The organism is Streptomyces sp. NPDC002889, from assembly GCF_042888425.1.
Classification (GTDB): domain Bacteria; phylum Actinomycetota; class Actinomycetes; order Streptomycetales; family Streptomycetaceae; genus Streptomyces.
The window spans coordinates 148,470-168,934 of sequence record NZ_JBIAPT010000014.1; the positions used below are offsets into that span (position 1 = coordinate 148,470).

28 protein-coding genes are annotated in these 20,465 nt (G+C 68.7%); 23 read left to right on the plus strand and 5 right to left on the minus strand.

The genetic code is table 11. The features are described from left to right. Positions 1 to 7 precede the first annotated feature (7 nt). Positions 8 to 406: a hypothetical protein gene (locus ACFYWI_RS22460; protein WP_389235328.1), complete on the plus strand. Its 399-nt coding sequence runs from the start codon at positions 8 to 10 to the stop codon at positions 404 to 406. Next, positions 403 to 723, plus strand: a complete 321-nt coding sequence (locus ACFYWI_RS22465; RefSeq protein WP_389235331.1) for a hypothetical protein — start codon at positions 403 to 405, stop codon at positions 721 to 723. Before ACFYWI_RS22460 ends, ACFYWI_RS22465 begins: the two co-directional genes overlap by 4 nt. Here ACFYWI_RS22465 and ACFYWI_RS22470 read toward each other — a convergent pair. The 4 genes from ACFYWI_RS22470 to ACFYWI_RS22485 form a co-directional block, all read right to left on the minus strand. Beyond that, positions 720 to 866 carry a hypothetical protein gene (locus ACFYWI_RS22470; RefSeq protein WP_389235334.1) on the minus strand — a complete coding sequence of 49 codons (147 nt, stop codon included), beginning with the start codon at positions 864 to 866 and terminating at the stop codon, positions 720 to 722. The genes ACFYWI_RS22465 and ACFYWI_RS22470 overlap by 4 nt on opposite strands. 58 nt (positions 867 to 924) lie before the next feature. Then, positions 925 to 1,329: an NUDIX hydrolase gene (locus tag ACFYWI_RS22475; RefSeq protein WP_389235337.1), complete on the minus strand. Its 405-nt coding sequence runs from the start codon at positions 1,327 to 1,329 to the stop codon at positions 925 to 927. Further along, positions 1,326 to 1,958, minus strand: a complete 633-nt coding sequence (locus ACFYWI_RS22480) for an NUDIX domain-containing protein (protein WP_389235340.1) — start codon at positions 1,956 to 1,958, stop codon at positions 1,326 to 1,328. The genes ACFYWI_RS22475 and ACFYWI_RS22480 overlap by 4 nt, the downstream gene beginning before the upstream one ends. A 144-nt stretch (positions 1,959 to 2,102) precedes the next feature. Continuing rightward, positions 2,103 to 2,333, minus strand: a complete 231-nt coding sequence (locus tag ACFYWI_RS22485) for a hypothetical protein (protein WP_389235343.1) — start codon at positions 2,331 to 2,333, stop codon at positions 2,103 to 2,105. A 172-nt stretch (positions 2,334 to 2,505) separates the two neighbouring features. On the opposite strand from ACFYWI_RS22485, the gene ACFYWI_RS22490 reads away from it, so the two are divergent. From ACFYWI_RS22490 to ACFYWI_RS22525, 8 genes are all read left to right on the plus strand, one after another. After that, entirely contained in the window at positions 2,506 to 2,658 is a 153-nt protein-coding gene (locus ACFYWI_RS22490; RefSeq protein ID WP_389235346.1) for a hypothetical protein, read from the plus strand. Positions 2,659 to 2,748: 90 nt separating this feature from the next. Then, positions 2,749 to 2,946 (plus strand): hypothetical protein, encoded by a 198-nt coding sequence (locus ACFYWI_RS22495; protein ID WP_389235349.1) that lies wholly within the window; start codon positions 2,749 to 2,751, stop codon positions 2,944 to 2,946. Positions 2,947 to 2,985: 39 nt separating this feature from the next. After that, a complete protein-coding gene (locus tag ACFYWI_RS22500) occupies positions 2,986 to 3,156 on the plus strand; it encodes a hypothetical protein (RefSeq protein ID WP_389235352.1) in 171 nt (56 codons plus the stop codon). Positions 3,157 to 3,172: 16 nt separating this feature from the next. After that, positions 3,173 to 3,361: a hypothetical protein gene (locus ACFYWI_RS22505; RefSeq protein ID WP_389235355.1), complete on the plus strand. Its 189-nt coding sequence runs from the start codon at positions 3,173 to 3,175 to the stop codon at positions 3,359 to 3,361. Positions 3,362 to 3,447: 86 nt separating this feature from the next. Next, positions 3,448 to 3,642: a hypothetical protein gene (locus ACFYWI_RS22510; protein ID WP_389235358.1), complete on the plus strand. Its 195-nt coding sequence runs from the start codon at positions 3,448 to 3,450 to the stop codon at positions 3,640 to 3,642. A 32-nt stretch (positions 3,643 to 3,674) separates the two neighbouring features. Next, positions 3,675 to 5,009 (plus strand): hypothetical protein, encoded by a 1,335-nt coding sequence (locus tag ACFYWI_RS22515; protein ID WP_389235361.1) that lies wholly within the window; start codon positions 3,675 to 3,677, stop codon positions 5,007 to 5,009. Then, positions 5,006 to 7,207 carry an FtsK/SpoIIIE domain-containing protein gene (locus ACFYWI_RS22520; protein ID WP_389235364.1) on the plus strand — a complete coding sequence of 734 codons (2,202 nt, stop codon included), beginning with the start codon at positions 5,006 to 5,008 and terminating at the stop codon, positions 7,205 to 7,207. Before ACFYWI_RS22515 ends, ACFYWI_RS22520 begins: the two co-directional genes overlap by 4 nt. Before the next feature lie 222 nt (positions 7,208 to 7,429). Beyond that, positions 7,430 to 7,891, plus strand: a complete 462-nt coding sequence (locus ACFYWI_RS22525; RefSeq protein WP_389235367.1) for a hypothetical protein — start codon at positions 7,430 to 7,432, stop codon at positions 7,889 to 7,891. A 4-nt stretch (positions 7,892 to 7,895) separates the two neighbouring features. On the opposite strand, the gene ACFYWI_RS22530 is transcribed toward ACFYWI_RS22525, so the two are convergent. Then, a complete protein-coding gene (locus ACFYWI_RS22530; RefSeq protein WP_389235370.1) occupies positions 7,896 to 8,081 on the minus strand; it encodes a hypothetical protein in 186 nt (61 codons plus the stop codon). Positions 8,082 to 8,264: 183 nt separating this feature from the next. Here ACFYWI_RS22530 and ACFYWI_RS22535 point away from each other — a divergent pair, with 183 nt between their 5' ends. From ACFYWI_RS22535 to ACFYWI_RS22595, 13 genes are all read left to right on the plus strand, one after another. Beyond that, positions 8,265 to 8,519 carry a hypothetical protein gene (locus tag ACFYWI_RS22535; protein ID WP_389235372.1) on the plus strand — a complete coding sequence of 85 codons (255 nt, stop codon included), beginning with the start codon at positions 8,265 to 8,267 and terminating at the stop codon, positions 8,517 to 8,519. Between the two features lie 60 nt (positions 8,520 to 8,579). Continuing rightward, on the plus strand, positions 8,580 to 11,039 hold the full coding sequence (locus tag ACFYWI_RS22540; RefSeq protein WP_389235375.1) for a collagen-like protein: 2,460 nt from the start codon (positions 8,580 to 8,582) through the stop codon (positions 11,037 to 11,039). Positions 11,040 to 11,052: 13 nt separating this feature from the next. Next, positions 11,053 to 11,763, plus strand: coding sequence for a hypothetical protein (locus ACFYWI_RS22545; protein WP_389235378.1), 711 nt, complete (start codon positions 11,053 to 11,055; stop codon positions 11,761 to 11,763). Continuing rightward, the gene (locus tag ACFYWI_RS22550) at positions 11,760 to 12,353 is read left to right on the plus strand and encodes a class I SAM-dependent methyltransferase (protein WP_389235381.1); all 594 of its coding nucleotides are present in this window, start codon (positions 11,760 to 11,762) and stop codon (positions 12,351 to 12,353) included. The genes ACFYWI_RS22545 and ACFYWI_RS22550 overlap by 4 nt, the downstream gene beginning before the upstream one ends. Further along, the gene (locus ACFYWI_RS22555; RefSeq protein WP_389235384.1) at positions 12,350 to 13,219 is read left to right on the plus strand and encodes an NAD-dependent epimerase/dehydratase family protein; all 870 of its coding nucleotides are present in this window, start codon (positions 12,350 to 12,352) and stop codon (positions 13,217 to 13,219) included. Before ACFYWI_RS22550 ends, ACFYWI_RS22555 begins: the two co-directional genes overlap by 4 nt. A gap of 17 nt (positions 13,220 to 13,236) precedes the next feature. Beyond that, on the plus strand, positions 13,237 to 13,578 hold the full coding sequence (locus tag ACFYWI_RS22560; RefSeq protein WP_389235388.1) for a hypothetical protein: 342 nt from the start codon (positions 13,237 to 13,239) through the stop codon (positions 13,576 to 13,578). Between the two features lie 294 nt (positions 13,579 to 13,872). Beyond that, the gene (locus tag ACFYWI_RS22565; protein WP_389235391.1) at positions 13,873 to 14,073 is read left to right on the plus strand and encodes a hypothetical protein; all 201 of its coding nucleotides are present in this window, start codon (positions 13,873 to 13,875) and stop codon (positions 14,071 to 14,073) included. Between the two features lie 651 nt (positions 14,074 to 14,724). After that, the gene (locus tag ACFYWI_RS22570) at positions 14,725 to 15,360 is read left to right on the plus strand and encodes a bifunctional DNA primase/polymerase (RefSeq protein WP_389235394.1); all 636 of its coding nucleotides are present in this window, start codon (positions 14,725 to 14,727) and stop codon (positions 15,358 to 15,360) included. A 60-nt stretch (positions 15,361 to 15,420) separates the two neighbouring features. Then, positions 15,421 to 15,876, plus strand: a complete 456-nt coding sequence (locus ACFYWI_RS22575; RefSeq protein ID WP_389235397.1) for a hypothetical protein — start codon at positions 15,421 to 15,423, stop codon at positions 15,874 to 15,876. After that, a complete protein-coding gene (locus ACFYWI_RS22580) occupies positions 15,869 to 17,599 on the plus strand; it encodes a terminase (protein ID WP_389235400.1) in 1,731 nt (576 codons plus the stop codon). The genes ACFYWI_RS22575 and ACFYWI_RS22580 overlap by 8 nt, the downstream gene beginning before the upstream one ends. Beyond that, positions 17,596 to 19,032, plus strand: coding sequence for a phage portal protein (locus ACFYWI_RS22585; protein WP_389235403.1), 1,437 nt, complete (start codon positions 17,596 to 17,598; stop codon positions 19,030 to 19,032). Before ACFYWI_RS22580 ends, ACFYWI_RS22585 begins: the two co-directional genes overlap by 4 nt. A 58-nt stretch (positions 19,033 to 19,090) precedes the next feature. Further along, the gene (locus tag ACFYWI_RS22590) at positions 19,091 to 19,810 is read left to right on the plus strand and encodes a hypothetical protein (protein ID WP_389235406.1); all 720 of its coding nucleotides are present in this window, start codon (positions 19,091 to 19,093) and stop codon (positions 19,808 to 19,810) included. 58 nt (positions 19,811 to 19,868) lie between these two features. Beyond that, positions 19,869 to 20,453: a hypothetical protein gene (locus ACFYWI_RS22595; RefSeq protein WP_389235409.1), complete on the plus strand. Its 585-nt coding sequence runs from the start codon at positions 19,869 to 19,871 to the stop codon at positions 20,451 to 20,453. The last annotated feature ends 12 nt before the right edge of the window (positions 20,454 to 20,465 follow it).

The window sequence follows — 20,465 nt, forward strand, 5'->3', positions numbered from 1 at the left end:
AGCGGGCATGACCTTCCGCAAGGACCCCGCCGACTTCCGGATCGCCCTCAAAGAAGTGATCTTCGAAGAGACTGGCGCCCGTAGGCCCGACAGCTACACGCTGAAGTTCGGATGCACCCTCCTCGACTTCCTCAACAGCAGATTCGGGGAGGAGGACCTCCTCACCCTCCTCAGGTGCGGGGAGACAGCGACCCGAGACTTCAACGCCGCCACGAGCAGGCTCCTGATCTACAGCGACTTTCTGGCAAGGGCCCTCGAGCGGAGCACCTTCGCCGAGGATGACGACCGCCTCGACGCGGCCTGGCACACCTTCTTGGCGCTGCACCGACTGGCCGGCCAGGAAGGCTGCGACCGCCTCGTGGGCTGGGGCATCGCTGCCCTCGAGCGCGAGCTGGCGAACGCATGACTGAACCCACCGAGCCGCTCTTGATCGAGTTCCCCGAGCCCATCGTCGGCTGGCTCAACTTGCCTGACAGGGCCGGGAGGGTGCGCGGCAAAATCACCGCGGTTGAGGTGCGCGACAACGTCGTGTGGGTCAATGTGCGCCTCCCCATGTGGCAGCGATGGTCCACCCAAATCCGCGTCGGGAAGCCGGCCACGGTCGGCATCAGCCCGGGCGGCGTGGACGTGTGGGCTCCCGCCGAGGTGGTCCAATCCGACCCGGACGAACTGAGGCCGCTGCAGGCGATGGTCCATGAGCGCATTGCGCAGCGCCCCACCTAGTCCGACGGCAGCCTGAGCGCCAGGTCGTGGGCGAGCCGGCCCGCTTTGGTGCCGATGTCGTCCCCGTCCTCGCCGAGGACCAGCAGCAGGCCCACGACCTTCCGCAGCTCGTCGACCGTCACCAGCGGCATACGCTCATCCATGCCGTTCTCAACGACAAAGCCCCCGCCTTCGTGGCGGGGGCTTTCGTTGTGTCCGGGGTCAGGCGAGCGCGCCGTCGAGGTACTCCTGGACCGGGGGGTAGAGACCCCACGGCACGTAGGTCGGGATGTCGTCGAGCCGGATCCATGCGACTTCGGCCAGCTCTTCCGCGTCCTCGACCCGCGCTTCACCGGCGACCGGCTCGCAGGCGACGTAGGTCATGTCGGCGCCTGTGTCCGGGTGGATCCGATTGCCCAGCACTCGGACGGCTTTGACCTCGAGCGCCGTCTCCTCGAGCGTCTCGCGGACCGCGGCCTGCTCGGGTGTCTCGCCCTGCTCGATGCCGCCGCCGGGGAACGCCCACGACAGCTTCCCTTCCCGCTGCCTGCGCCTGATCATGAGCACCTTGTCGCCGCTCGTGATGATGGCCATGGAGATCGGGGGCTTCTGGTCGGTCTCGGTCATGCGTCCTCCAGTGCGGCCACGATGGGCGGATAGATCCGGCTGGGCGGGATGAACTTCGTCAGGTCGGAGATCGGCACCCACTGGACCGCGGCGTTCTCCCGCATATCCAGGTTCGCGGCCTCGCCCGTCAGGTAGTCGCAGAGCCTGTACTCGCACAGCGCCCCCGAGTCGGGATGCAGCCGGGAGCCGAGGCTCATGCGCACCGAGCAGTGGACGCCCGTCTCCGCGAACGTCTCCGACACGGCGACCGCATCCGGCACGGCGCCGGGCTTCACGATCCCTGCGGGAAACTGCCACGAGATGCGGCCGTCGTCGCTCCTGCAGACGAGCAGCACATCGCCGCGGCGCACGACCACCGCGATGGCGACGCGCAGGGCTTGCGCCTCAACCGGGCCAGCGGTCGGGCGGGTGAGGAGGTTGAACCTTCGGAGCACTGCGGCGGGAGCCCTTCCGTAGACGGTGTCGAGGGCTTCCTGGATCTCGGCGCGCGGCACCGTGTCCGGCCGCTGGTGCCAGCTGGCGACGGTGCGCACGGCGACGCCGATCCGGTTGGCGAAGTCCTCGTTCGTGGCGCGCATCGCCGCCTGCAGCGCACAGGCGGTACGTCCGGTCCACGAGATGACGTCCACTATCCGCCCCTCACGGTCGCGGTATCGGGCACCTGCACTGCTGTTGCACTGGGACCGCACTGCCACTGCACCGCCGGCTCATTGGGCGGTAAGCCGCTGACGGCCAGGCTCGAAGGCATGACGGATTCCCCCTCGGCTGCGGGTTCAGGGCTTGACGCGCTCCTGGTCGATCTGGTCGGCGATCTTCCGGGCCCACTCGCGGCTGTACGGGGTGTGCTCCGCGATCGAGGTGAGGGGTACGCCAGCCGCGCGGGCATCGGCGACCAGCTCGTCGAGCTGTCGCCTCGCCTTCTCGTGCGCGGCGGTGGCTCGGTCAAGCCGACGCAGCCAAGGCTGCCGTTCCTTCTCGTCGAGCCTCGCGGGCGTACCTGTCATGTCCGGAATGGTCTCACGCCTCACCGCCAACTGAATAGGCGCACCACTCTCGGGTTTTACTGCCAACAATGTTGCACTCGATGGCCTCCCCGTGCTCTAGTGGAACTGCCAACAAAGTGGCAGTCGGCTCGCGCCGGAAGGGAACACCGCCATGCCCTCAACCCTGAGCACCGTGACCGTAACCACCGGCAAGCCGAACCCCCTCACCGCCGCTGATAGCGAAGCCATCGCCGCCCTGAAGCGCGCCGAGGAAGCGCGCCTCGGCGCCGAGCAGGCCAAGTACCTCCGTGACTGCGCCGCTTCCTCGCGCCGCGTAACCCCCTGACCGCCGGCCTGGCGGGGATGACGTTCCCCCGCGGCCTCCGCCAGGCCGGCATTCCACTCATCCGGATTGACCACCGATCGGAGTACCCCCATGTCTCTGCGCCTCATCACCGACGCCGAGCTCGACGCCTACGAGGCCATCGAGAAGGAGCGCGTCGACCTGTCCACCCGCTACGAGATCGCCGTCGGCCTCGGCGACCAGCTCGCCATCCGCAGCGCCAAGAAGGCCATCAAGGTCCACGACTTGCGTCACGGCACCAGCCTTCTCGCCGAGCTCGCCGCCGCCTGACCCCCAGCCCGCGCACCACCCGACCGAGAGGAGCCCGTCATGGGCAAGAAGTTCTTCCGCGCCAAGGTCCGCGACCACCGCACCGGCGAGACCAGCGAGGCCACCGGCACGACCGACGCCCGCAACGAGCGCGACGCCAAGGCCGAGATCCAGGCCGAGATCCGGAAGCTGCCCGGCGTCCAGACCGTCACCGACGTCGACCTGTACTGACCGAAGGGAGCGCACCGTGCCGTTCAGCCGCCGCAAGAAGGACGAAGCCCGCACCGATCGCCTGCTGGACGCCGTCGACAAGGCGTTCGACAACGACCCCAACGCCACGTTCGAGCCCGGCACCTTCGAGTCGGTCGTCCTGCACGGCGTCGCCTACAACCCGGGCAAGCCCTATCCGCCCGCCGGACACCCCTACCCGCGCTGACCGGCTGCCCGATCCGCCCGTCTCGCACGGGCGGTGAGGAGAACCGGCCAGACCACCAACCACGACCACCGAAGGGCCGACCACCCATGAAGAAGTTGATCTGGATCCTCGTCGCCGTCGCTCTCCTGCTGCTCTTCCCGGGCCTCGGCAGTGCGATCGCCGCCACCGTCACCCCCGTCATCACCTGGATCGCCTCGCAGCCGCTGCTCGTCGGCTTCGGCCTCGGCGCCGCAGCCATGCCCCACCTGCGCAAGGCAGTCCAGCCCGCCAAGCACGCCTGATCCACACCGACACCCGAAAGGACACAATCACCGTGAGCAGCACGTACCGCTCCTGGGAGGAGCGCGAGGCCGCGGCCGAGAAGACCCGAGCCGAGGCGGCCAGGATCAGCGCCGAGGCTGCGGCTGCCGCGGAGTCCCTCGGAGCCGTCGCCGCCAGGACCGAAACTGACCAGCTTGCTGAGCGGGTCAAGCAGGCCAAGCTCGTCAAGCAGTTGAAGACCGTCAAGGAAGACGCCGTCGACGACAAGCGACAGCGGAAGCAGCAGCGCCGCGAGCAGGCCGCCGACAACGGCACCGGGTTCAAGGCGCTCGTCAGGGTCGTCATGGTCCTCGGGCTGCTGGCCGCCCTCCCGGCGCAACTGTCGTACTTCCTGGGCCTGCACAAGAAGGGCGAGCAGGACGCCGGTTACGCGTGGCTGATGCTGCCGGTGCCGTTCTTCCTGGAGATCCTGGCCTGGGTCGGTGTCCGCGGTACGCAGTGGGCGCACCGCAAGGGCCTGCCCCGCTGGCCGTTCTGGATCCTCACCGCCGGGCTCGCGTCGGTCGCCGGCTACATCAACTTCACCCACGGCGTCGCCGAGTACGGCATCGTCGCCGGTGTCGCCCTCTGCGCCACGTCGATCATCGGCCCGATCCTCGCGGAGGTCGACCAGTTCCTCGAGACCATGGCCGCCTCCGACCCGCGGAACCTGCAGCAGCGGGCCGCCGACAAGGTCGTCGCCAAGGCCAAGGCCAAGGCGGAGGAGGAGCTCGCCCGCACGCACGCCGCAGAGGACGCGAAGCGGCGGAAGCTGTTCCCCGAAGAGTTCGCCGAGTACGAGCGGATCATCGTCGCGCACCCGACCGGGGCGATCGACCGGAACACGGCCTGGGAGCAGGCGTGGCACAACCTCCACCTTCTCCCGCTCAGCGTGACTGCCGGAACCCTGGCAGCCCGTGAGGCGGCCCGCGCCGGGATCGAGTCGGTCCTCTCCAACGCCGGCCGCACGCCCGAGTCAATAGCTGTCGACCTCCTGCTCCAGGAGATGTTCGGCCCTGACCGCGGCGACGGTGGCGCGGCAGGCGGCTCCTCTGGCGGCAGCCCGAAGGGTGGCACGGGGGGAGGGTCAGGCGCGGCCCCGCAGGGCGGCACCAAGACGGCTACAGCCCTTGGGCGTAAAGGGAACCGGGCATCCGGCCGCACCGCGCCGAAGGCCCCCGAGAAGCCCCTCGACCCGGCCGACATCCAGAAGGTCCGCACCCTCGCTGAAGCACTCGGTGGCACCGACCGTCTCTCCGCCCGCAACGTGCGCGAGGTCATCGGCGGCGGCGCGAACGAGTACGCGGTCCGTCTCCGCAACCACGTCAAGACCGAGGAGCAGCTGTGAGTATCGAGACCACCCCCAGCAGCGCTCCCGACCCGGAGTGGGAGCGGCTCGTCGCCGGCTACCTCGGCGAGCCGGGCAAGGCACCTGGCGCGGCGCCCGTCAACCAGCCCGACCACATGGGCGACACGCCCCTCGTTCCCGCGTGGACGCGCACCGGCGACGGATGGAAGGACCGCACTGCCGCCGGCCGCCTCAACAGCGTCCGCGCCTTCCGCCGGTGGGTGCGCCGTCAGGCCACCGAGCACGGGCACGGCGCCCAGACGTTCCGCGGCCTCCGCCGCACCTTCCTGTGGATCCAGGGCACCGAAGGTGTGCAAGTCACCGCGGCCCGCCATGAGGTGCAGCAGGCGCAGCGCGACTACAAGACAGCCAAGTGGGCGCACGACCGGCGGCTCATCCCCGGCAAGGAGAAGGACAAGCGCCGTAGCGAGATGGAGAAGGCGTTCGGCTCGTCGGTGTCCGCGATGTCCAAGTACAAGTCGGCGCAGAAGGGCGCCCGCGTCAAGCGGGCCGTCCGTGCCGCCGCTGCTCTCACGCCGATCGCCGCCGCCGAAGGTACCGGCATGTACCTGATCGGCGGTCCCGGCGGTCTCCTTGCCACCGGCTCGGCGCTCCTCGCCTTCGCGCTCATCGGCCGCCGCACTGACGCGGGCGAGCTGTACAACGACCGCGACGCCAAGATCGGCGACGGCGACCGCATGACCGACGACATGATCGACCGGGCCTTCCGAGACGCCGGCATCATCCGCGCGGAGCAGGCCGTCGTCTTCCGCTCCCCGGTCATCCAGGACGGCCGCGCCTGGCTCGTCCACGTCGAGGTGACCGGCGGCGTGACCGTCGCCGAGGTACAGAAGAAATCCGGGTCGCTCGCCTCCGCCCTGGGCATCCCGCGGCACCAGATGGACATCCGCCACGAAGGCCGCGAGGACCAGCTCAGCCTCTGGGTGAGCATGACCGACCCGTTCGGCCGCGCCGTCGCCAACCCACTCATCGGCACCACCGACAAGGTCAACGCCTGGCGCAGCGGCCTGCCGCTCGGCTTCGACAAGCGAGGCTCCATCGTCCTGGCGACCATCTCCGACTACAGCCTGCTCGTCGGCGGCACCACCCGCTCCGGCAAGGGCATGGCCATCGCCAACATCCTCGTCGGCGCCATGCTCGACCCGCGGATCCGGGTCCGTCTCTTCGACGGCAAGGGAACCGGCGAGTACGTCGGCATCGCCGAGTCCCTCGATACATTCGTCCGCCGCAATCCCGAGCGGCTCCTGCAGTTCCTGAAGGTGCTCGCCGCCGAGCTGGAGCGGCGGACCGAGATCCTCGTCGACCTCGGCGTGTCCAAGGCGACCGAGGAGCTGCTCGAGCAGCTGGGCGGCATCGAGCTCGTCATCGTCGACGAGCTCGCCACCTACACGGTCAAGGGCGGCCTCAACGGCCAGTACGCGGAGGAGATCGTCGAGCTCCTGGCTCAGATCGCCGCCGTCGGCGCCGCGGTCGGTATCGTCCTGGTGCTCGCCACCCAGTCTCCGAAGGTCGACGTCGTGCCGTCCCGGCTGCGCGGCAACTGTGCCGGCCGGTGGGCGATGCGCGTCGAGTCCGCGACGGCCTCCAACACGATTCTCGGCGACGGTGTCGCGGGCGACGGCTACGACTCCAGCAAGATCGAGAACAGTAAGTCGACTCGTGGGCGCGGATGGCTGACCACCCCCGACACCGGATTCATCGAAGCACGCAGCCTGTTCGTCGACGTCGAGAACGGCGACCTCCGCAAGGCAGCCCGGGTCGGCGCCGAACTCCGGCGCGCCATAGGCCGGCTGCCGAGGGAATGCGCCGACCCGATCGAGGACCAGCTCGCAGCCGAGACCGGCGTCTCGATGGTCGCCGGCGGACCGACGGGGAAGGGGACCGCCGTCCAGGCGGAGGGCGCGCCTACCCTTCTCGACCACATCATCAAGGCCGCGACCGGGACTGGGCGCGGTGTGGTCACCCGGGCCGAACTCTTCGCCTACCTCGCAGACATCGACCCGCAGTACCAGCGCGCCAAGGACGAGAACGACGGTCAGTACGGGGCGCGCGTCGGCAAGCTGCTCGCCGCCGCGATGACGGCCGAGGGCCTGGCCGTGGAGGCGGGGAAGGTGGTGACGGCTGACGGGTCTCGCTCGATGGGCTATCGCCTCGATGAGCTGCACGCTGCCCGATAGGACCCGCTTTGACCGTGGACACACCCCGGACCCGGTCCTAGTTTGACCTGGTTTGACCATAGACGGTAAGGCACTGACCCTGGACGCCCATGTCCAGGGTCAGGGGCCCACCGGACTCGCCCGTCCACCCACGTCCACGCCCGCGACCTGCACCTATGCGGCGCCTGGCCAGGGTCTGTCCAGGCGAAGACCCACCCCGCGCGATCACCGACAGGAGACCCGATGCCCACCGAGATCAACCCCGCCCGCCCCGCAATGACCGACGCAGAGGCCGAAGCGAAGGCGCGGCAGATCATCGCCGACTTCGCCACCAGCTTCCGAGACGACAGCCCCGTTCCCAACGTTGGTACCGCGCCGCCCGTCGCCCAGCCCGGCCGGCCGCCCATGAGCCAGAAGGCGACCGACGTCAGCGCGCTCATGCTCGCCGGAAGTGTCCTGACCGTGGCCGTCGGCGGCACCGGCTCGCTCGTCATGCTCGCCTCCGGGTATGCCGACCCGGTCGTCTGCGCCATCGTCTTCAGCGCCCCCGCCGCGCTCGTCCTCGCGATCAGCCGCCTGGTCAAGCGCGCGGCAGCCGCGGCCCCGACTGAGCATCACCACCACTACTCCGGGCCCGTTCAGCAGACCAGCAAGACCGTCAACAACCAGGCGAAGCTGTGGGGCCGCTCGACGACGAACCTCTGACCCGCTACGCCCCGCGGCCCTGGCCCTCTGCGGCCGGGGCCGTTGGCGTTGCCCTCGCCATCCACCTGTCCGTGCCTGTCGACCGCACCGGGCGCATCACCGGCTCCAGGCCCAGCAAGGCGCAGGCGCGCTGCAGATGCCGCACGCACTCCTCGCGACTGTCCGCCTGCACCGTGACGACAAGAGCCATGGACGCAGTCTGGCGTCCACCACGTCCGCGCAGTCCTAGAACGGCCGAAGAAGGCCCGTTCTAACGCTTGCTGGACGCTGAGATCACCTGTATGTCACACTGCCATCGGCGGTCCACACGTGTGTCGCCATCCTCGAAGCCCCCAGCAGTCGCCGGGGGCTTTCGTCGTTTCCAGGGGGCGTGATGGACCCGACGGAGCTCTACACCCACGATCTCGTCTTCGAGCACGAAGCCGTCGCCGCCACCGGAGTCCCCGGGCCGACCATCCGCCAATGGGCACGGCGCGGCAAGATCCGCCGCTTCCAGGGCGACCCGCGGCAGTACGCCGGCCAAGGCCACGAGTACAAGACCATGTACGCCCTGCCCGAGATCGAGCAGCTGGCCGCCAACTTCAAGCGCATGCCGCAGCGACGGCCCAACGCCGCACGCGCCGCCTGATCGTCCCGCCGCCAACGATCCCCCCGCCTGGCGGCGGGACTTACAGACCCGGGAGGTGTCATGGCCTTCCCTGTCGGCACCCCGACTGTGACCCTGGTGGGCACGCTGCCCGCCGCGGCAGTCGGCACCCCCTTCACCGGCCGGGTCGTGCTCACCCCGTCGGCTGAGCTGATCGACTCCGACCGGCATGCGGTCTATCCCGGCGGCGGGAAAGTCGACATCACCGCAGGCGCGTTCAGCATCGAGCTCATCCCCAACAATGCCGCGGGCATCGCGCCGGACGGCTGGCGGTGGCAAGTCGACGTACAGCCCACCGGTGGTCAGCGCCTGGTCTTCTGGACAGACATCCACGGGGCCGACGGGGAGACCGTTTACCTGGACGACCTCGTCCCAGCGCCGGCACCCGGCGGCGGACCTGGTCCCGGCCCGGCCGGTGACAGCGCCTACGAGATCGCCGTTGATGAAGGGTTCACCGGCACCGTCTCCGAGTGGCTCGCCTCGCTCGTCGGACCCGAAGGGCCGGCCGGACCGGCAGGCGCGACAGGGTCGGCCGGAGCAACAGGCGCAACGGGACCGCAAGGGCCAACCGGGCCCGAAGGCCCGCAGGGCGACACCGGGCCGCAGGGTCCCGAAGGCCCGCCCGGCGAGATCACCGAAGCAGAACTGAACACCGCCCTCGCGCTCAAGGCCGACAAGTCCGGGGCCACGTTCACCGGAGACGTCAACGTCACGGGCGCCAACCTGACCGTCACCCGCGCAGACGGCGAAGGCGCCTACCGGTTCCGCGTAACCGGCGGCGGCCTGGACCTCGAAGTCGGCGGCATGGACGTCACCGTCTCCGCCTGGTCCGAGGCAGACTTCACCGGCACACAGTCCAATGTGATGCGATGGGAGCCAGCCGGCCCGCACCTGATCGGCCGAGCCCAGTTCGGCACGTCGCCGTTCGACAACGTCCACGACATCGACGCCGGAACCGGTGTCGCCGCGGTCGGCAAGAAGAACACGCTCGCCAACCTGAGGTTCTGCGGGCTGAAGTCCACGCCTGGCGCCCCGACCACGGGCACGTGGGCCACCGACGATGTCGTCCTCGACAGCGTCAACGTCTGGCACCGCTGCACGGCCGGCGGTACGCCCGGCACGTGGCAGTCCCGCCTCGAGCTCACCTCGACCGCGGAGACCGACGCCTTCGGTACAGCCGAGGCGGTCCGCCTTCACTTCGCCCGCCCGGCAGGCAAGGGCGGCAACTCGGCCAAGAACGCCATCGCGTTCTTCGACGACGACATCTCCACCACCACGTCGCAGGTGTGGCTTCAGGCTCACCGCTACCTGCACTGGTACAACCCGTTCACGGTCGCGGCGGCTGCGGTGAGCACCGGTACGGACAGGGTCACGGCGACCGCTCACGGGCTGCCGTCTACGCCCGGATGGAAGGGCCAGTGGACGACCACGGGCACGCTGCCCGGCGGCCTGTCGCTCGCAACGGACTATTACGCGAAGCGCATCGACAACGACACCATCGAGGTGTACACCGACGCGGCGCTGACGTCGCTGGTGAACCTGACCAGCCAGGGCAGCGGGTCGCACACGTTCACCCCGGACAACACGTTCAACAACAACGAGCACCGGCACTTCAGCATCGAGGTCTCCAACGCCGATCTCAGCGACAAGAACACCCGGTTCAGCATTCCGTGGGGTTACGACACCACCGAGGTCGGGTTCTTCCAGTCCAACGTCAACGTCAACGACGGCACGCTGAGGATCAACGGGTCGACCGGCCTCAACAGGGACATCCAGTTCGGCGGGGGGCTGTCCAGCAACCTCACGCCGGACCTCCAGAACATCCGGTGGGCGGCCCGTGCGGACTCCACCACGGAGTCTGGCAGCAACGTCGGTAGCGACTGGCGCCTCGTGCGCTACACCGACCTGGGCGCTGCGGTCGACAGCCCGATCTTCGTCAAGCGCAGCAACGGATTCGTCGGCATCGGCGGCGTCACCAACCCGCAGGTAGCGCTCGACATCGGACCGGGCACCGGCACGGTCGAGCAGCGCGTCAACCGCGGCACGACCGGCCAGTTCGCCTCGATCTCCTGGGCCACGGCCAGCACCACCTCCTGGACCGCCGGCCTGCGCAACGACTCCACCTCCAACTGGCAGCTGCGAGACGTCGTCAACGGGCGCAGCCTGCTCGTGGGCAGAACAGCCGGTGCGATCGAGTTCCCGTCCGGCATCGCGCGCGGCAGAACCGCGGTAGCCGACGCCAACCGCACCGTCGTCGCGACCGACTCCCGGATCTGCTACACGTCGATCACGGCGGCCCGGGTCGTCACCCTGCCGTCCGTCTCGACCGCGACCGGTCAGGAGTTCCTGATCAAGGACGAGTCCGGTAGCTGTGACGGAACGAAGACCATCACGGTCACCCCGGCCAGCGGAACCATCGACGGCGCCGCCAACAAGGTCATCAACACCGCCTACGGCTCGCTGCGGGTCTACAGCAACGGCACCAACTGGTTCACCTTCTGAGGAGGTCCGCGCCATGGCCGACGACCTGCTGATGATCGTGCCCACACGTGGCCGGCCCGACAGCGTGCCCGCGATCCTCGACTGCTGGAGGCAGACCGGCGCAACCGCCGACCTGCTGTTCGCCGTCGACGACGATGACCCGATGCTGGCGGGCTACCGCGAGCACATGGAGCGTCTCGAGGAGGCTGGCAACTACCGAGTCGACTGGTCCGTCGGCCCGCGGCTCCGCCTCTGCGGCACGCTCAACGAGGTCGCCCGCGACATGGCGCACCGCTACCGGTTCCTCGCCTTCATGGGCGACGACCACCGGCCCCGGACGGCAGGCTGGGACGAGCGCTTCCGGATCTGCCTCTCTGGCGGGCCCGGCATCGTCTACGGCAACGACCTGCTGCAGGGCGAACTCATGGCCACCGCAGTGGCGATGACGTCGGATATCGTCACCACCCTCGGCTACATGGCGCCGCCAGCGCTCGTCCATCTCTGCTTGGACCTGTGCTGGATGGACTGGGGCCGCGGCATGGGCCGCATCACCTACCTCGACGACGTGATCCTCGAGCACATGCACCCCGCGAACGGCAAGGCGCCCATGGACGCCGGCTACCAGGAGTGCAACAGCTCGGAACAGTCCACCGCCGATGCGACTGCCTATTTCGACTACCGCGACAACGGCGGACTCCAGACCGACCTCGCCAAACTCCGGGCCCTGATCGAGGAGGTCGCATGAGCGCCGACGACGTCATCGCCGCGTGGAACGAGGCAGACCCGGCAGCCATCCACCCGACGCGCAGCGTGTCGGAGGAGGCGTACCGGGCTTCCGGTGAGGCGCAGGCTGAGCTGCTCGCCACCGTGCTGCCCAAGGGTTGTCGAGTTGTCGACTTCGGCTGCGGAGACGGTCGTGTCACCGTTCCGCTCGCCCGCCTCGGGTACAAAGTGACTGCTGCTGACGGTTCCGAGAACATGCTGCGCAGGTTCCGGGAGAAGTCGAACTCCATTCCCTCCGTCTACTCCAACGGAGCCGACCTCGCCGACAAGCTGGGCAAGAAGGTCGACGCCGTCGTATCCCTCGCCGTCCTGATCCACCACAGCTACGAGGCGTGCGAGCAGATCGTCACTGGCCTGCGGGCAGCAGTGCGCGCCAACGGTCTCCTCGTCCTCGACTGGCCGCTGTCGGACGAGCCGACCGAGGCCGGGTCTTGGATCGGGGTCACTACCTGGTCCCGTGAGCAGCAGGATGAGATCTGTAAGCGCGTCGGTCTCAAGCGGCTCGACCACGACCTGCCATGGGGCGTGTTCCGTGCCGTGAAGGCGGCATGATGCGCGTCCTCCTCACCGGCTCGGCCGGCTTCGTCGGGCGCCACCTGCACGCAGCGCTCGAGGCCCGAGGCGATGACGTCACCGCGGTCGACCTCGTCGACGGACGCGATGCCCTGGATCTGTTCCGGTTCGACAGCGCCCCCTACGACCTCGCCATTCACTGCGCGGCGATCGTCGGAGGCCGGGCCAGCATCGACGGCTCACCGCTCGGCGTCGCCACCAACCTCGCCCTCGACAGCTGGTACATGCGCTGGCTCGCCCGCACAGGGACGCCGAAGGCCGTGTACTTCAGCAGCTCCGCGGCCTACCCGGTCGCCCTTCAACAGCCCGGCGAGATTCACCGCCTGGTGGAGACGGACATCGACTACGCGCAGCCCGGCCGACCGGATGCGACCTACGGACTGGCCAAGCTCACCGGTGAGCAGCTGTGCCAGTACGCGGCAGCCGAGGGCACGCAGATGACGGTCCTGCGGCCGTTCTCCGGTTACGGCAGCGACCAGGACCAGGCGTACCCGTTCCCGGCTTTCATCCGCAGGGCGCGCGAGCGGCAGGACCCGTTCGAAGTCTGGGGCGACGGACGCTCAACGCGCGATTGGATCCACATCGACGACCTCGTCGGCGCGACCCTCGCGGCCGTCGACCAGGACGTGCCCGGCCCGGTCAACCTCGGATGGGGCAGGGCCACCAGCTTCGACCAGCTCGCCGGATACGTCACACAGGCCGCCGGTTACAGCCCACTCGTCAAGCACCTCGCGTCCGCGCCGCAGGGCGTACACCACCGTGTGTGCGACCCCAGCCGGATGCTCGACTTCTACCAGCCCAAGGTGACCCTCGAAGAGGGCATCAGGAGGGCACTCAACGCCTAGACCCAGGAGCCCGCGCCATGGCCCGCATCCAGATCCTCGAACTCCCCGAAGGCGCCGGAGACGACCGGCCGCCCTTCATCCTCGTCGTCGACCAGTACCAGCCGCAGCGCTACGTCCTCGGCCCCTGCGACGAACAGCCCCAGACCGTTAACCCCTTCGAAGGCCTCGCCAATCAGGTCGGCGCCCGCGCCGTTCTCGTCTTCGAAGAGACCATCGACATCCCCGCTAACGAGGTGCCGGTTGACCCCGATGGATACCCGGTGCGCCTCCACGTGGAAGGTGACTTCGACCAGTTCCGTGAGCAGGTGAAGGCAGAGATCGCCAAGGCGCAAGCCGACCTGCGAGGCGGGCTGAAGTGAGCGGCGGTTGGCAGGGCTCGGACCGGGTCAAGCGACTGCCGCCCGGCTGGAAAAAGATCCGGGCCCGGATCCTGGAACGCGACCCGATCTGCAAGATCTGTGACGTCAGGCCTTCCGCCTTCTGTGACCACATCCTGGCCAAGGCGGATGACCACAGTGACACCGGACTTCAAGGCGTTTGTGGCCCTTGCCACGACCAGAAGTCCAGCCGTGAGGGCAACCAGGCCCAGCGTGAAATCCCCCGGCCCGGAAGAACACGGCCCCCCGAACAGCATCCTGGGCTGAGGTGAGACCGTGCCGGCCTACCTCGTCACCCACACCAAGGCCCAACGTGGGGACATCCTCATCGAGGACGACACCCTGACCCTTGAGGTCACCAGTCAATGGGCGATCTTCACCGACCATCAAGGCGTCGCACTCGCACTACCAGCCGAGCAAGTCGCCAGCATCCAGCGGGTAGACGAACCCCAGGAGTCCGCGCCAGAGGAGGAGTGATCCACCGTGGCACGAGGACGCAGCAAGGGCGGCAACGCGGCCACCCTTAGGCGCTACTGGGGACAGGGCGCAGGGGCAGCACGCATCAGGTGGGGGACACCAGGCGACTGGACCAGGTGCAACAGGCAGCTGTCCAAGTACCTAGGGCCCAGGGCCAAGGGCTACTGCGCACGCATGCATAGGGCGCGAACGGGGGCATGGCCAGGGAGCAGGGGCAGCGTCGGCCGGCGTGGGCGGTAGGGCAAGGGGGATCGGTGGCAGCCACCTGCATGCTGCACGTCCAGTGTCCCGAGTGCGACGTCGTCGTACCGATCGCGGTTCAAGCGGAGCTTGCTTGCGTCGCTCATCGCCAGCAGGCGATCAGCCTGGAGCCAGGCCTCACTGAACTGTGGCTCATGCGTGGATCCATGATCCAAACGATCTCAACCCTTGATCATCTCGACCATGATCACCTGGGGGGATACCCATGATCATGATCTTTTAGCGATCGGGGCCGTATAGCACCTGGCCCTCTGTACGGGTTCCCTAGGCCGCTGACCTGCGGCGACGTGTGAGCGTTCGCTTAGGTCGCACCGCCAGCCCGACCGCGTCCGCTCCATCAGTGCTGGTCAGACGCTTGTAGCCGTAACGCGGCAGGCGTAGACTGGACCCATGACGACGACCCGCCGCGCCGAGTGCGACCGCTGCGCCGGCCCGATGCCACTGCTGGCTCGGACCGACGCCCGGTTCTGCTCGTCGGCATGCCGGCAGGCCGAGTACCGGGCCCGCCGGGCTGCCGAGCGTCAACGGGTGGCGGCCGATCAGGCGTCGCGTGTGCCCTGCGAGTTGTCCGGTCGGGCCCGCTGGGTCCGCTACAGCTCGCGCAAGGTTCCGCTTCGGGTGGACGGCCGCTTCGCCGCGGTCAACGACCCGTCCACATGGTCGGACTTCGCCACAGCGGCATCGGCGAAGGCCGGCGAGGGCGTGGGCTTCGTACTGACTGCCTCGGACCGGATCGTCGTGGTCGACCTGGACCACGCGGTCGAGGCCGGCCGGATCCTGCCGTGGGCGCAGCGGATCGTGGATGCGCTGCCTCCTACGTACATGGAGCGCGGCCGGTCTGGGACTGGTCTGCATCTGTGGTTCCGCGGCGAGGTGCCTGCTGGGCGCCGGGTCCGCAAGGGGGAGTTGGCGGTCGAGGTGTACTCGGATCGCCGGTACATCATCGTCGGCGACCGGGTGTCCGGGACGCCGCTTGAGCTTGCCGAGCTGCGCGATGCGGCCGGTGTGATTGCCTCGCTGGTCTGACGCCCTGGTGGCGCCTCGGGCGGGGTTCCTTTCCCGCCCCTCGCGCCCTGGTGGTGCGTCTTGACCCTGGAGGTCGCTATGGGCACTCGAGGTCCAATCGGTAAGCGCTCGGAGGAGCGCCGCCGCCGCAACAAGGACGATGGCCCGGAACTGGTGAAAGCGCCGTCTGGCCCGCCGTCCGCTCTGCCGGAGCTTCCGGAGCCGGATCCCAACTGGCATGACATCGCCACCGGGTGGTACCTGTCGCTGCGTGATTCGGGTCAGGCCGCGTTCTATCAGCCGTCGGACTGGGCGGTCGCCCGGTATGCGGCTGAGCTGATGTCGCGGGCTCTGCAGACGGATCGGCCACCGAATGGGCAGCTGGTAGCGGCCCTGAACTCGGTGATGGGCAGCCTGCTGACCACCGAGGGCGACCGGCGCCGTGCCCGGATCGAACTGGAGCGGAAGCCGGCCGCGGCTGCGGTACCGGCGTCCGTGACGGCTATCGCCGACTACCGTGCCTCGATCGGTGGCTGAGGAGGAAGTCCCTGACGTCGTCACTCCGTTCACGCTGGGTCCGACGTGGAAGCGCGGTCCTGATGGGCGGTTCGTGCTGCCGGAGTACACGCTGGGCTGGCATGCGCTGGCCTGGTCGGCGATGTACCTGCAGCACTATGCGGGGACGCCGTGGCGGTACACGGCGGAGCAGGCTCGGCTGACGCTGTGGTGGTACGCGATGGATTCGGCGACGAACCGGTTCCTGTGGCGGGACGGCGTGATCCAGCGGCTGAAGGGCTGGGGCAAGGACCCTCTGATCGCCACCTGGAGCGCGTTCGAGTTCGTCGGCCCGTGCCGGTTCGGGCAGGTCGCGGAGGAGGGCAATGAGTGGGGTGTTCCTGCCGGGCAGCCGCTCGGGGTGCAGCATCCGGCGGCGTGGGTGCAGATCGCGGCGGTCAGCCAGGACCAGACGCGGAACACCATGACCTTGTTCCCGTCGATCCTGACGAAGCGGGCGATCGAGGAGTTCCGGATCGACCTCGGCAAGGAGATCATCTACGCCGACAAGGGCCGGGCTCGGATTGAGGCGGTCACCAGCTCGCCGCGGGCGCTTGAGGGCGGCCGGCCGACGGCCGTGAACCTCGGAGAGACGCACCACTGGCTGGACTCGAACCAGGGCCACGAGATGGCCGCGGTCATCGAGCGCAACGCGACCAAGTCTGCGGATGGCGCCTCGAGGACGTTGGCGAACACCAACGCCTTCGAGCCCGGCGAGGACTCGGTAGCGGAACGGACCCGGGAGGCGTTCGAGGCGGCGGAAGCCGGCCGGGCGTCCGATGTCGGCCTGTTCTACGACTCGTTGGAGGCTCCGGCTGAGGCGAAGCTGACGGAGGCGTGGATCGAGCCGACGTTGAAGGCGGTTCGTGGGGATTCGGTGTGGCTGGACATTGAGCGGTTGAAGGCGTCGATCCTCGACGTCCGTAACCCGCCGAGTCGGTCGCGCCGGTTCTGGTTCAACCAGATCACGGCGTCCGAGGACGCGTTCCTGGCCCGCTACGAGTGGGATGCCTGTCCGCATGAGGGCATCGAGCTGCAGCCCGGTGATGAGCTGGTGCTGTTCTTCGATGGCTCCAAGTCGGACGACGCGACGGGCCTGGTGGGCTGCCGCCTGTCGGACGGCCATCTGCAGACGCTGGGGGTGTGGCAGCGGCCAGCGAACTGGCCGGAGGACGTGCCGTGGCGGGTGCCGCGCGAGGAGGTCGACGGCGTGGTGGACCAGGTGTTCGCCACGTACAAGCCGATCGCGTTCTTCGCCGACCCGGGCTCCGGCTTCGACGAGGCGGACGGTGAGCGGTACTGGGACGGCTACGTGGATGCGTGGGCGCAGCGGTACGGCAAGCGACTCAAGCTGAAGGCTGTCGTCTCGGGGCACGGCCAGCACGCCGTCATGTGGGACATGCGCGACCGGCGACGGCAGCAGACCTTCACAGAGGCTGTGGATCGGTTCTACCGAGATGTGCTGGAGCGGCAGTTGACGCATGACGGCCACAAGGTGCTGCGGCAGCACATCGCGAACGCTCGCCGGCGGACGAACGCCTGGGGCTACACGATCGGTAAGGAGCATCGGGAGTCGGCCCGGAAGGTCGACTTGGCGGTGTGCGCGATCGGGGCTCGGATGCTCCGCCGCATGGTCATGAACAGCTCGGCTTGGGCGAAGCGCCCGACGGTGCGCGGCAAGGGACGGGTGGTGGTGCTGCGGTGACGACTCCCACTCTTCCCCTGCTGGGGCTGTCGGATGACGAGCTGCAGATCCTGACGATGCTGCGGTCGGATCTGATGAATCAGCGGTTCAAGCTGGAGTTGCTGGACGCGTACTTCAACGGCGAGCAGCTGGTCCGGGACCTGGGCATCAGCATCCCGCCCCAGCTACAGGGCCTGCATACGGTCATCGGCTGGCCGCGGATCGGCGTCGAGGCGCTGGAGCAGCGCCTGGACCTGGAGGCGTTCCGTTGGGCCGATGGCTCGGATGGCCGGGAGCTGGATGAGATCGCCGAGGCGAATGACTGGTTCGATGAGGCGTCGTTGGGGCATCTGGACGCCCTGACCTACGGCCGCGAGTACGTGACGGTCGGGTCGGCGGATGATCCGGATGCGCCTCCGCTGGTGACGTTCGAGTCTCCGCTGGACATGACCCTCGACTGGGATGCCCGCCTGCGGATTCCCCGGTTCGCCCTTCGGGAGTCGTTGGACCGGTTCGACTTCGGGCTCGCGCCCGACGAGCGTCTGGTCAGCCTCTACATGCCGGACGAAACCATCTTCGCGGTCGAGGCGAATGGTGGCTGGGAGGTCATCGACCGGGACCAGCATCGTCTCGGAATGCCGCCGGTGCTGCGGATGGCGAACAGGCAACGCACTGCGGACCGGATTGGGCGCAGCGAGATCACGCCCGAGGTCATGAGCATCACCGATGCGGCCTGCCGCCGGCTGATGGGCATGGAGGTCGGTGCCGAGTTCTTCCAGGCGCCCCAGAGGTACATTCTCGGCGCGTCAGAGTCGGCGTTCCAGGATGCCGAGGGTAATCCGAAGGCGGCATGGGAGACGTACCTGGGGCGCTATGTGGCGCTGGAGCGGGACGAGGACGGTGGCATCCCGACCGTTGGCCAGTTCCCCGCCCATGACCCGTCCGGGCAGACGAAGATCATCGACCTGTACGCCCGGATCATGGCGACGCAGCTTGGGCTGCCGCCGCACATGCTGGGCTACACCAGCGACAATCCGGCCTCCGCTGACGCCATCCGGTCGTCCGAGGCGATGCTGGTGAAGAAGGCCGAGCGCCGGATCCGCCGGTTTGGTGCCACGCATCGTGATGCGATGCGTCTGGCGCTGTGGGTGCGGGACGGCGAGCCGCCGGACAAGGCTCGTCGTATCGAAGCGGTGTGGCGGAACCCGGCAACGCCGACACTGGCCGCACAGACCGATGCCGCGGTGAAGCTGGCTCAGGCCGGCATCGTTCCCGCGGACTCCGAAGTGCTGCTGGAGATGGCTGGCTTCACGGAAGACCAGCGGCGACGTGTGGCCGCTGAGCGCCGTCGGGCTCAGGGCAATGCGCTCCTGGCTCGCCTGACGCGGGTTGCTGACGAGCCGGACACCGGTTCGGAGGAGCCGGAGGCCGACGATGGCGACGAGAGTCTCTGACAGTTCGCCCGCGGCAGCCCGTCTCCGAGCGGCTCAGTCCAAGTTGACGCGCTTCCTGGTGCGGGACCTGCGCGGCTTGCGGCGCCTGATCGATCCGGAGCGGCTGCAGGATTCGCTGCCGTTGTGGATGGACGCGGTGCGGGCCCTGGTCGGTCAGTACGGCGCGGCGTCGGCGACGCTGGCGGCCCGGTCGTATGACGGGCAGCGGGATGCGGCGAACGTTCCCGGAAGGTTCGACGCGCAGCCTGCTTCGGCACCGCCTGATGAGCAGGTGGAGGCCAGTCTCAGGTGGGCCACGAAAGACTTGTGGGCCACGGATGAGGAGCAGGCACCTTTCGATGTACGGCTCGCCCAGGCAGAGCAGCGTGCCCAGGCGGTCGCGCAGAAGCTGGTGGCCGACCAGGGCAGGGCGACGATCCGGGAGGCCGTCGACCGGGACCGTGGCGCCGCGGCCTACGCCCGTGCAGCAGCCCTCGGCGGCTGCTCCTTCTGCAAGCTCATGGCCTCGAGGGGTGCGGTCTACAAGAACGCGCAGACCGCGGGCCGCGAGGCCAACGAACGCTTCACCGGTGACGCGTCGGTCGTGAAGTTCCACGACAACTGCCATTGCACGATCATCCCGGTTTTCCGGGGGCAAGCCTTTGAGCTGTCCCCGCACGCAGCTGAGTGGGACCGCCTGTACCGCGAGTACGCGCAGGGCCACTCAGGCGACCAGCTCCGCCTCTTCCGGCGGGCGCTCGCCGAGCACGACAGCAATCCGCTGCCGACCGCTCACTGACCCACACCATGGCTGCCCTGGAGGTGGCCTTTCTCAGCCCCTGGAGGGCGAAACAGTCATGCCCGAAGAGACCCAGACAGAGCAGCAGGTCGAGGAGCCTCAGGAGACCGCGACCGCCCCGGAGGCGGAGGTTACCGAAGAGGAGCCGTTCGACCGGGCGCGCGCCGAGGCCAAGATTCGGAAGGCGAACAGCGAGGCCAAGAGTCTTCGTGAGCGCCTGAAGGAGCTGGAGCCCCTCGCCAAGAAGGCGAAGGAGCTTGAGGACGCACAGAAGTCGGACGCGGAGCGCCTTCAGGGGCAGCTCACGGCTGCGGAGGAGCGGGCTGCGAAGGCGGTGCGTACCGCGGTCGCCTCGAAGGTTGAGGCTCTCGCGTCGGTGGAGTTCGCCGATCCAGAGGACGCCGCTGGCGCCCTCGACCTCGCCGCCTATGTGGACGACGACGGCGCCATCGACACCGACGGCATCAAGCGGGACCTGGCGGAGCTCCTGAAGCGCAAGCCGCACTGGGCCAAGGCGCCCGATGGCCCGCGCTCGCCTCGTCCGGACCGCACGCAGGGCTCATCGGGCAACGGCAATCGCACATCTTCCGATCCGGCGCAGATCTTCGCCGGACTCATGGACAAGGCCCTGAAGGGCCGCTGAGAGAGGTAGCCC